Here is an 11191-nt window from a genome sequence, read left to right on the forward strand (position 1 = left end):
ACGTAGTAGATATATGATGTTCCTCTGGCCCTCGCTGGCAACGTGCTTTAGAGGTTCACGTTGCCAGTATTCATTCGCTCACCGCTTTACTGTTTTATGCCATTCTGCAAGCTCATTTCCTCTCCCGATGGCATTTTATTTCTCATTCTTTTCTTCCACATCATTTTCTCCTGAACTCACCACTCTGGCACTAACGGGAAAGTCTAACGCAGATTTTTTCACCGCCAGAGTGATGCGGGGCCGAGTCCCGAATGTTCTTTCATCAAGGAGAAACACATGAAAAAAACGATGTTAAGCGCGTGTTTTATGCTGGCGGCGGCTAATGCCATGGCCGCCGACGGTACCATCCATTTCACCGGTAGCATTACCGACCAGACCTGCAAGATCGACACTGGCTCCCAGAATCTACCGGTGAACCTCGGCAATGTTGCCCAGACCGCCCTTAACAGGGCAAAGGGGATGAGAGCGGCGCCAACGCAATTTACCATCAACGTGAGCGAGTGCCCGGAAACGGTCACCGGTGCAAATGTGAAATTTGACGGGACATCCGATAACAACGACCAGAGCCTGCTGGCGCTGGACAGTGGCACGGGCATCGCCACCGGGGTCGGGATCCAGATCGCAGATAAAAACGGCACGGCCATCCCGCTGCACTCCGCTTCATCCGACTACACCCTCGCAGAAGGCGCAAACGCGCTCGACTTTGTCGCCCGCTATGTCTCCACAGGCCCGGCGGTCACTACCGGTACAGCAAACGGTACCTCTGAGTTCACCATCATTTACAAATAACGCTGTGCCGTCGCGGGGTGCATTCTCCTCCTCCTACCCATGCGCCGCCGCATAACAGGGAGCGTTTCGCAGGGATGCGTATTTTTCGCCCGGAGATAACAAGATGAACAGGTATGCAGACGTTGCGCTGGCGCTATTACTGGCCTCCTTTACCGTGCAGGCGCAGGCCGGAATAGTGATTGGCGGCACACGCGTCATTTATGACGGAGATAAAAAAGAGACCTCCGCATCCATTCGTAATCCCGAGAAATCCAGTGTTTATCTGGTTCAAAGCTGGGTGGACAGCGGTGAGCAAAATGCGAAAGCGCCGTTTATTGTTACCCCGCCGCTGTTTCGTATTAACCCGGGTGAAGAGAATATCCTGCGCATTGTGCGTACCGGGGGAAACCTGCCGCAGGACCGGGAGTCGGTCTTCTGGCTGAATGTAAAATCCATCCCCGCGACTGATGACAGTAAACTCCGCACCAACGTGCTGCAGGTGGTGGTGAAGTCGCGCCTGAAGCTGTTCTACCGTCCCGCCGGGCTGGACGGTCGGCCTGAGACCGCTTATCACCAGCTCTCCGTCGCCCGCAGCGGCAACCGTCTTACTATCAGTAACCCTACCTCTTATTACGTCACGTTATTTACCCTGAAGGTGGACGGGCAGGAGATTAAAGACGCGGATATGGTGCCGCCGAAAGGCAGCGCGAGTTTCACGCTACCTTCGGCATCTGTCTCCAGCGTGAGCTGGCAGGCCATCAGTGATTACGGCGGCGTCAGCCAGACTGAAAGCCGCAGGCTGTGAGGGAGGAAGAGATGAAAAATCCAACTTCCCGGCTGATGGTATTTCTGCTGGCGCTGCTGCTGGTGATGGTTCTGCTGCTGGGGTATCTCCGTCACGCGGAGGCCCGTGAGATCTTCAACCCTCATGCATTGGAGATCGACAATCCCGGCCAGCCGGTGGCGGATTTATCCACCTTTGCTGAAGCCGACGGCCAGCTACCTGGCACTTACAGGGTCACGGTCTACGTGAATGGTGAACGGCAGGGACAGGCGCAGGATATTGCGTTTATCTCCGGGCCGGACAAAAAGCTCAGCGCACAGGTCACGCCCGCGATGCTCAAAGCCTGGGGCGTCAAAACGGACGTCTTTCCCGCGCTGGCGGCGCTACCCCCTGAAAAGCCGCTGGAAAATATCGGCCACTACATCCCGATGGCCACCACCGATTTGCGTTTCAGCCAGCTGCAGCTGAATGTGAGTATCCCGCAGGCGGCAATGGATGCCAGCGCCAGAGGCGCGGTGGATCCGTCTGAATGGGACGAAGGGGTGCCTGCCGCGCTGCTGAACTATAACCTCAGCGGCAGCAATACCTGGCGCAACGGGGAAAACGGTTCTGATGACAACTACTACGCTAACCTGCAAGGCGGCCTGAACCTCGGCGCGTGGCGGCTGCGCAACTATTCCACCTGGAATTATGATGACGAAAACGGCAGCCACTGGGATTTGGTGAACACGTATCTCCAGCGGGATATCCAGCGCCTGAAAGGGCAGCTCACGCTCGGCGACAGCTACACCCCGTCGGACATCTTTGACAGCGTGCAGTTTCGCGGCGCGCAGCTTGCCTCTGACGATAACATGCTGCCGGACAGCCTGCGCGGGTTCGCCCCGGTGATCCGCGGTATTGCGCAGTCGAACGCCCAGGTGACCATTAAGCAGAATGGCTACATCATCTACCAGAGCTATGTTGCGCCGGGGGCGTTTACCATCACCGATCTTTACCCAACCTCGGGCAGCGGTGACCTGGAAGTGACCATCAAAGAAGCGGATGGCAGCGAACGTACCTTCATCCAGCCTTTTTCTGCGGTACCGATTATGCAGCGTGAAGGGCATCTGAAATATGCCCTCACCGCCGGGAAGTACCGGAGCGGCAATGAGGACAGCGACGAACCGCAGTTCGGCCAGGTGACCGCGATTTACGGCCTGCCGCATGCCATCACCGTTTATGGCGGTACGCTGTACTCGGAGGATTACCAGTCCGGCGCGGCGGGGCTGGGTTTTGGCCTTGGCGAGCTGGGTTCGCTTTCGGCCGATATTACCGCCGCGCATACCACCCTCAACAACGACGAGACCCACGACGGCCAGTCGTACCGGGTTCAGTACTCGAAGGATTTTCAGACCACCGATACCAGCTTCACGCTCGCGGCTTACCGTTATTCCACGGAGGGTTTCTACACCTTCCAGGAGGCGAACGATTTGCGTTCGGACAGCGATGATGGCTGGCGGATGACATACAACAAACGCCAGCGGCTTCAGCTGGATCTCAGCCAGAGCGTAGGCAGCTACGGATCGATTTTTGTCTCCGGCTACCAGCAGGATTACTGGAAAGAGGACGGTTATGAACGCACCCTGAGCACCGGCTGGAACGGGAATATTAACGGGATCAGCTACAGCATCACCTACAGCTACAGCGATTACCCGGAAAGTACCCAGCCTGCCGATCAGCAATTGGCCTTTAATATCCAGGTGCCGCTCAGCAAATTCCTCTCCGGCGAGGCGGCAAATAACGCCTGGGCCAGCTACAGCGTCAACACCGCTAAACATGGTGATACCCGCCAGCAGGCCGGGCTCAACGGCACCCTGCTTGCTGACAACAACTTAAGCTACAGCCTCCAGCAGAGCTACACCAACCATGGCGTCGGTGGTTCCGGCAATATCAATGCCGATTACAAAGGCGGACAGGGGGAAATCACTGGCGGCTACAACTATGACGACGATACGCAGCAGGTCAATTATGGCCTGAAGGGCGGCGTGGTGGTTCATCCGCACGGGCTCACCCTTTCCCAGCCGCTCGGCGAGTCGCTGGCGGTGGTCAGCGCCCCGGGGGCGGATGAGGCGAAGGTGCAGAACAACACCGGCGTTTACACCGACGGACGTGGCTACGCGGTGGTGCCGTACGTTAACCCGTACAAGAAAAACCGTATTGCGCTGGATACCAGCACGCTGGGCGATGAGGTGGATATCGACACCGCTGTGCAGACCGTGACGCCAACGCAGGGGGCGGTGGTGATGGCGGAGTTCAACACGCGCGTTGGGCGACGGGTGCTGATGACGCTACTGTATCGCGGACTGCCGGTACCGTTCGGCGCGCAGGCGAAGCTGAAAGAGGGGGGGAGCGGCATTGTCGGCGACGACGGCCAGGTATATCTCACTGGCGTGCCGGAAGCGGGCGAGATCGCGGTGAGCTGGAACGGGGCGCAGCAGTGCGTGGTGCATTACCGTGCCGGAAACGTTCCGGTCGTGGAAATAGCGCAGGAGTGCCGGGAATGAGTCGCTTAGCTAAATCGAGTTGTGCGTTTCTGATCCTGTGGCTGATGAGCTTTGGTGCACAGGCTGCCTGCGGATTTTCATCCGGCCTGACTTCTGAAGTCACGGGCTATCTCAGCTTCGGCAATGTGATAGTTCAGCGGGATGCACCGGTGGGCAGTGTCCTCTCCACGGTCACAACGGGGGCCTATAACGGCAGTCAAACGATTGCCGGTTGCTCAGAGCCCTGGACCTACCGCTGGGAACTGAGTAAATGGGGAACACTGAGTACTCTTGGCAGCAATATCTATAACACTAATATTTCCGGAGTGGGTATCCGATTAACTAACACCACTACTAATAAAGTGATTCCTTACGACCAGAGCGTAGGCGCGAATACTTATATTTACATCGGTAGTAATGGCATTAAAGCTGAGCTTATCAAAACGGGGGATATTACAGGCGGGACGCTGAATAACGGTATGCTTGCGCGAGCTTCCGTGGTGAATCAGTTCTATTTTGCTAATGCCACCCTGAATGGTACGAACACCATTACGTCAGTTGCCTGTAGCGTCACGACACCGGATGTTAACGTGAAGCTGGACCAGCATAAAAAATCTGAATTCACGGGACCTGGCTCTGCCACGGCGTGGCAGGCATTCAACATTGCGCTGGATTGTAACAAGAATTCCCGCATTAACGTCCGGATCGATGCCACTCAGGATCCGTCAAATGTTGCCGGTGTGATAAAGCTGGACAACGCGGCAGGCGATCTGGCGGCGACGGGGATTGGCGTCCAACTGTACTTTGTGCCGGATAACAGCGCGGTGCAGTTCGGGCAAACGAAATTCTATTACACCTCACCGAATGGCGGTTCTGAAACGGTGCAGCTTAAGGCGCGTTATTACCAGACAACGTCTGCGATCACTGCTGGTGAGGCTAACGCCACGGCAACCTTCACGCTGACTTACCAGTAACCGCCCGGGGTCATCATATGAAAAAAATCATCTGCTTATTATTGCTGATAATGGCTATTGCGCCATTGGCTGAGGCCAGTTGTTCCTTTTACAGCGGCGTGTCTGGAGAAGTGCCCGGCTATCTGAACTTTGGCAATGTGGTTGTCCAGCGCGATGCGCCGATCGGCAGCGTCATCGCGACGACGGTGACCGGCGCTTATAACAACGGTAATGCCATCGCGGGCTGCAAGCGGGAGGCCTGGACCGCTCGCTGGGAGCTGACGCAATGGGGAACGCTGAGTGGCTATGGCAACGGCGTCTACAATACCAATCTCGTCGGAGTGGGTTTACGCCTGACCACTGCTCAATCAGGCAAAGTACTGCCGTATGAAGCCAGCTATCCCTACAATGCCGGGGGCTCATGGGCCTCCATTCCAGGAGATGGGATCAAGGGAGAACTGATAAAAACCGGGGATATTACCAGTGGCACCTTAACCAACGGGGTACTGGCGCGCGCTTCGGTCGTCAACCAGTTTTACTTTGCTAACATCACGCTAAACGGAACCAACACCGTCACCTCTGCCGCCTGCTCGGTAACATCGGTGGATGAGCCGGTCCAGCTTGGCGATCACAACAAGCGGGAGTTCAGCGGCGTCGGCTACACCACGGACTGGAAGGGATTTAATATCGTGCTGGACTGCAATAAAAGCGCGCATATTTATGTACAGATTGATGCCACCCGGGATGCGTCGAATGCGCCAGGCGTGATGGCCATCGATTCCGAAAGCGGCAGTACCGCGGCGACGGGCGTTGGGGTTCAGCTTTACTTCGCGCCGGACAACAGTGCGGTGCAGTTCGGGCAGGTAAAGGATTATTATACTTCGCCTAATGGCGGGATGGAGACCGTTCAGCTCAAGGCGCGTTATTACCAGACGGCCTCAGCGGTGACGGCAGGGCCCGCCAATGCCACGGCGACGTTTACGTTGACGTATAAATAGCTACCTGAACAATTTTAAAGGTTTTAGACTAACCCTCTGTTTATCAGGGAAGATGATAATGTCCCAATATTGGTGGAAAGATCTTTTTGATCGCAATAATAACTGGCAGGGTCTGGAGCTGACACTCAAGAGCAGCCAGAGGACCGACGTGGCAATGGAAATGCTAAGTGGTCGGTATGGGCGAATGGCGCTACAGGTCTCCGGGAAGACATTATTCTGGGCATCAATGTTGAAAGATCATTCCGGTGTCTGGTTGGTGTTTAATGCCGATCATTCTGCTTGCCAGACATTATTACCGGCTGTCACATCTGAAGATATTGAGGGGATTAAAAGCAAAGGCGAACGGGCCTGGACAGGTGAATGGTGTCGCTATTTTTCCCGGCAATTAATGAATGCGCCAGTGCCTCTTCTGTCTCCTCGCCGATGGCTGATAAGGCCGATGGAGGCCAAATATTCATTACCAAAATTATCCGGACAGCGTGTTCCTGTAAATAGCTGGCGTTTTGATGCCCCAGAAAGCAGCGGGAATATCGGCTGTAGCTGGACGCTCTACGGCGAAGATTTTCCTGATTTGGTCAATCCTGACAAAGTCAGATTAGTGGACTGGTGGTGGGGAGGTAGCCTGCTACTTGGGCGTTATTCGATACAACCTGATGCCGGAAGGTTGAAATGGTGGCGTAAAAAATGCCGTGAGGGTGCGCTGCCTCCAGTACTTGTCTGGTATATAGCAGGGCTGGGATCATTTGTTATTCTTGATGGTCATTATCGTTTGCAGGCAGCGATTGCAGAAGAAATTCCACCTTCATTTCTGGTGCTCAGCGAATTGCAGGAACGGGATTTTGCTACCGATCAAGACCATCGTGCCCGTATTGTCCGGGCTTTAGAACAGCAGCTCAAAAATCCTAAGTGCAAAATCGATGGTGTAAATCAGACGCTGATTAATCTTTATGATACACGCTATCTTTATGCCTCAACCCATAGCCGCGCGACGCTCGGCGAAGGAACGCGCTGGGCACAGGAGTTAGAAAACTATCTGCAACGGCATCAGTTGGAAGACTATCGGGACAGGATACTTAATGGCGTTAACGATGAATGCTGAATTAAGGATAACAAATGGCGGCATTCTTTAGGGAATACAGAATAAACGGGCTTGCGGATACCAGCATCCCTGCTGGCGACTATTTTAATGACACAGGTTTTTGACTCTCGAGACTCTGGTGTACCGCCTCACAAATACGGCTGACTGCCAGTCCGTCCACCGCGGTGACCGGGTACGGCGCTTTATGTATGACCGCCCGCACAAAATCATTGATCGGGTCGATACCAAAACCGCTGGCAACGCCGTTGCGGTAGTTGATGAAATAGCTGTTGGGCGTGAGCGTCATGCCCGGCGTGGTGATTTCCAGCCCGCGATGCTGTGAAGTGCTGCGGATATAGGTTGCCTCGCAGAGAATATCGATACGCCCGTCGTTGTCCTTCGGAAAGCCCTCCGGCAGCACCCACGAGTTTTCCACCACCCACGAACTGCCGTCGGCCATCGTCAGCAGGCTTTGCACGCTGTCGAAGGTGTCGAGGCCGCATTCAGCCATCAGCCGCTTCTGCCCGACGGCGTACACCGACACCACTTCCTGTCCGGAAAGATGGCGCACCAGGTCAAAGCAGTGTGAGCCGAGAAACCACACCGGGGAGCTTGCGCCCGCCCAGTCCAGCCACTCCGTCGGCACGCTGATGACATCGTCCATGCTGATATGCCCGCGCAGGATGCGCCCGGCTTCCGGCTTCTCCAGTTCGGCCTTAATGCGCATCACCGCCGGGTCCCAGCGTTTATGGAAATCGACGCCGACCAGCAGGTCCCGCTGCTGCGCCATCTCCACGATAAGCTCACATTCGCGTACCGAGGTGGCGAGCGGTTTCTCTGCCAGCACATGCTTGCCGTAGCGCAGGGCCGTGAGAATGGATTCGGTGTGGTAAGGATCCGGTGTTGCTACAGAGACCACATCGACAGCTTCCTCCTGTAACAGGACATCCAGCCGGGTATAGCCGATTACGCCGTAGGCCATGGCAAGGTCGTCGCAGCGTTCTGTATCGGTATCGCAGATGGCGACCAGCACCGTGTCCGGGTTATGGCGGTACGCGTTCATATGGTGTTTGCCGTAGATACCTGCGCCGACCACGGCGGCTCTGATTTTGTTCATCATTGAGTCCTCAGAATAAACCCAGGGAAAACAGCCAGCCGACTATTACCGCAAGTGGTCCGGTCAGTTGTCTCGACAGCAGAAAGGCGGGTACACCTTTTGCGATGGTCTCCGGCTTTGCCTCCTGCATCGAAAGGCCAACAGGCACGAAGTCGCAGCCGGCCTGCACGTTGATGGCAAACAGGGCGGGTAGGGCGAAGGCCGGAGATATCGCACCCGCACCAATCTGCGTACCAATCATCACGCCAATCACCTGCGAGATGGCCGCGCCCGGCCCGAGCACCGGGGAGAGGAACGGAATGCCGCAGATAAGCGACAGCAGCACCAGCCCCCACAGCGAGTTCGCCAGCGGCGTCAGGGCGTGGGCAATCAGGCTGCCGAGTGCGGTCTCCTGCACCAGCGCAATCAGCAGTGAGACAAAGGCCATAAACGGGATGACGTTGCGCAGCGACACATCCACCGCCTCACGGCTGGCGGCGAACAGCAGGGCGATAACGTAGCCGACGGCGGTGCCGGTACGCTCGATCATGCGCACCAGCTTCTCCGCACCATGGGGAGGTGGCGGAGTGGTGGTAATGACTGGCTCCGGAGATGGAACTGGCTCAGGCTCGCCGTCCGGCGCTTCGGCAGTATCCACCAGAACCAGCTGTTCCATCGTGACGCCGGAAACGTAGTTATCCTCGGTAATAAAGTGCGCCAGCGGTCCGGCTCGCCAGGTGGGGAGCACGTTGATGGTCGGAATGCCCTTCTGCGGGTACAGGCCGCAGCGCAGGGACCCGGCGCAGTTTATCACCACGCACAGGATGTCGTTATCAGGCGGGATATCGGCAAAACCGTTGACGATTTCCGATTCGGTGAGTGCGCCAATTTCTATCGCAACGGGATGGATTTCCCGCCCGGTCAGCGACAGCACCTTTTTGCCGCTGCCAACGGGCAGCCACAACCCTTTACCGTAGCCACCGGGACCGGGAGGAATAAGCACCGTGTTCATGGCCGCCCCTCCTCAATCACCAGATTGCCGTGCAGGTCGCGCAGGTTCGGTACCGGGCCGGAGAGATGGACCGCACCGACGTGGCAGGGGTTCAGGTCACCATTGAACACCAGCGTCAGGTGGCAGAGTTCAAACAGCGCCTGCTGTGCACCTTTGCCAACACTGGTCACCAGATAATCATGGCCCGCCAGCAGCAGGCGGTCGCCGGGGAGTATCATCAGGCTCTCTTCCCGGAACGACGGCTCCAGCGACAGGGAGTAATCGAGGCAGTCTTTCGGCCCGTTGCTGTCGAAGGTGATGAGCATTTTGTCGGTGAGGCCGTCGGCGACAAACAGCCCGATAGCGACGATACGTGCGCAGTAAATCATCATGGCGCATTCCCCCGTTTGCTGAGCCGCAGGAACAGGTACTCGGTGATAATCCCGCGAATCAGGCCAATCAGCATGGCAGCGGCGATATAGCGCAGCGCCAGTGAGGTAACGGGCAGGCCGAGTGCCTTAACCCCCGCAGCCACGCCGAGCCAGACAAACAGCTCTGATGGCACCACATGGGGAAACAGGCTGGTGAGGGGATGGGCGGTGGTGCCGAGCGCATCTTCATAGCCGGGCTTGCTCTTCTCAGGTAAGAGTTTGCCGAGGGTCAGTGCGCCGGGGCTGCTCATAAAGAACCAGCCGAGCACCGGCAGCACGCCGTAGGTGAGGATACGCGAGCGGCCGAGCAGGGCGGCGACTTTCTCTATTCTGACGGTGCCGACCAGCTTCATCAGGAAGTTGATGGCCAGCAGCAAGCAGATGAGCATCGGGATAAGCCCCGTCATCATGTCGAGGAAGATTTTGCCTGCGGCCTGGAACAGGTGGATAAAGCCTTCAGCCAGGGAGACCAGAAACATGGCGGCCTCCTGCGATGGGTATGATGGAACATGGTTGTGGTTCGGTATGCATAAACAACTCTCCTGTCAGGTGTCGTTGGTTAATGCGTCCTGCCACTCACAGCGCGGGTCGTTATGTCCCGGAGTTGTCGGTTGTTGTCATCGGGTGAAGCGGTTTTCGGGGTTCACGTTTGTTATTGGCATTGAGGTAACGGCCTGGCCAGATCTCTGACGGATGCAAGTCGAGCGCGATGGCAATCAGCCACTCTCCTTTTGGCCACGGGCGCGTCAGGGTATTCGACAGCGTTGACGAGGCCAGCCCCGCTTCCCGCGACAGTTTCGCCAGACTGGTACCGCGCTTGTGTAAGGCGGCAACGATGTCAGCGGGGTGCCAGTCTTTTTTAGCCATTTCGTTTACCTCCATTGTTGACTATGAGTCACAAATGTATGCTAGCACGCTTTTTATGTGACTCATAGTCCGTGGATCAATAATCAACGAAGATTGATGCTGGCTAGATGGAAAAGACGGGATCAATCAAAAAGGTACTGGGCAACAGAATCAGGGCGCTACGCAATGAGATGGGCCTGTCCCAGGAAGCTTTTGCTGATAAATGCGGCATCGATCGCACCTACATGAGTGGCATTGAGCGAGGAGTAAGGAACCCCACGCTTGTTGTCATTTGTGCAATTTCAGACGGTCTGGGGATGGATCTCAGCCATTTATTTATGTTTGACGATACCGCAGAAAAAGACGGCGAATTAACGGATTGTGACTCATAGTCCGTGGTCTGATAAGCAACGTAAGTTCATTTTATCTGGATGAAAAATACATCCAGTATTCAGGCGCAGTTTGGTGCGCATCTCAAAAAACTCAGGCTCCAGTCAGGCCTGTCTCAGGAAGCATTTGCGGATAAGTGTGGGCTTGATCGTACTTATGTGAGCGGTATTGAGCGGGGGGTAAGGAATCCAACCCTTGAAGTACTAAATGTTTTAGCTCAAGGGTTAGAAATTGAAATTAAGAATTTATTTGAATTTAAATAAACTATTAATTGGTAATGTTAGGGATTACGTTTTTATTTGAAATGTTTCTCATTTCTTTAATGTATCCATCG

13 protein-coding genes are annotated in these 11191 nt (G+C 55.7%); 8 read left to right on the plus strand and 5 right to left on the minus strand.

The features are described from left to right. Positions 1-276: 276 nt before the first annotated feature. From NNN71_RS20740 to NNN71_RS20765, 6 genes are all read left to right on the plus strand, one after another. The gene (locus tag NNN71_RS20740) at positions 277-789 is read left to right on the plus strand and encodes a fimbrial protein (RefSeq protein ID WP_271459241.1); all 513 of its coding nucleotides are present in this window, start codon (positions 277-279) and stop codon (positions 787-789) included. Positions 790-892: 103 nt separating this feature from the next. Then, positions 893-1573, plus strand: coding sequence for a fimbrial biogenesis chaperone (locus NNN71_RS20745; RefSeq protein WP_271459242.1), 681 nt, complete (start codon positions 893-895; stop codon positions 1571-1573). An 11-nt stretch (positions 1574-1584) separates the two neighbouring features. Continuing rightward, complete coding sequence (locus NNN71_RS20750; protein ID WP_271459243.1) at positions 1585-4095, plus strand: fimbria/pilus outer membrane usher protein; 2511 nt, start codon at positions 1585-1587, stop codon at positions 4093-4095. Beyond that, a complete protein-coding gene (locus NNN71_RS20755) occupies positions 4092-5048 on the plus strand; it encodes a fimbrial protein (protein WP_271459244.1) in 957 nt (318 codons plus the stop codon). Before NNN71_RS20750 ends, NNN71_RS20755 begins: the two co-directional genes overlap by 4 nt. Before the next feature lie 17 nt (positions 5049-5065). Beyond that, positions 5066-6025, plus strand: coding sequence for a fimbrial protein (locus tag NNN71_RS20760; RefSeq protein WP_271459245.1), 960 nt, complete (start codon positions 5066-5068; stop codon positions 6023-6025). 58 nt (positions 6026-6083) lie between these two features. Further along, positions 6084-7124: a ParB/Srx family N-terminal domain-containing protein gene (locus NNN71_RS20765; RefSeq protein WP_165468238.1), complete on the plus strand. Its 1041-nt coding sequence runs from the start codon at positions 6084-6086 to the stop codon at positions 7122-7124. 79 nt (positions 7125-7203) lie between these two features. Here NNN71_RS20765 and NNN71_RS20770 read toward each other — a convergent pair whose 3' ends face one another. The 5 genes from NNN71_RS20770 to NNN71_RS20790 form a co-directional block, all read right to left on the minus strand. Beyond that, positions 7204-8220 carry a Gfo/Idh/MocA family protein gene (locus NNN71_RS20770; protein WP_271459246.1) on the minus strand — a complete coding sequence of 339 codons (1017 nt, stop codon included), beginning with the start codon at positions 8218-8220 and terminating at the stop codon, positions 7204-7206. 10 nt (positions 8221-8230) lie between these two features. Next, on the minus strand, positions 8231-9211 hold the full coding sequence (srlE, locus tag NNN71_RS20775; RefSeq protein WP_271459247.1) for a PTS glucitol/sorbitol transporter subunit IIB: 981 nt from the start codon (positions 9209-9211) through the stop codon (positions 8231-8233). After that, complete coding sequence (locus NNN71_RS20780) at positions 9208-9582, minus strand: PTS glucitol/sorbitol transporter subunit IIA (RefSeq protein ID WP_271459248.1); 375 nt, start codon at positions 9580-9582, stop codon at positions 9208-9210. The genes srlE and NNN71_RS20780 overlap by 4 nt, the downstream gene beginning before the upstream one ends. After that, the gene (srlA, locus tag NNN71_RS20785) at positions 9579-10100 is read right to left on the minus strand and encodes a PTS glucitol/sorbitol transporter subunit IIC (RefSeq protein ID WP_271459249.1); all 522 of its coding nucleotides are present in this window, start codon (positions 10098-10100) and stop codon (positions 9579-9581) included. Before srlA ends, NNN71_RS20780 begins: the two co-directional genes overlap by 4 nt. 112 nt (positions 10101-10212) lie before the next feature. Beyond that, entirely contained in the window at positions 10213-10488 is a 276-nt protein-coding gene (locus NNN71_RS20790) for a helix-turn-helix domain-containing protein (protein ID WP_271459250.1), read from the minus strand. A 107-nt stretch (positions 10489-10595) separates the two neighbouring features. On the opposite strand from NNN71_RS20790, the gene NNN71_RS20795 reads away from it, so the two are divergent. Both NNN71_RS20795 and NNN71_RS20800 read left to right on the plus strand, forming a co-directional pair. Next, the gene (locus NNN71_RS20795) at positions 10596-10859 is read left to right on the plus strand and encodes a helix-turn-helix domain-containing protein (RefSeq protein ID WP_100271570.1); all 264 of its coding nucleotides are present in this window, start codon (positions 10596-10598) and stop codon (positions 10857-10859) included. 39 nt (positions 10860-10898) lie between these two features. Beyond that, complete coding sequence (locus tag NNN71_RS20800; RefSeq protein ID WP_074185646.1) at positions 10899-11120, plus strand: helix-turn-helix domain-containing protein; 222 nt, start codon at positions 10899-10901, stop codon at positions 11118-11120. Positions 11121-11191: the final 71 nt, after the last annotated feature.

This window comes from Kluyvera sp. Awk 3, from assembly GCF_028069715.1.
Lineage (GTDB): Bacteria > Pseudomonadota > Gammaproteobacteria > Enterobacterales > Enterobacteriaceae > Kluyvera > Kluyvera georgiana_A.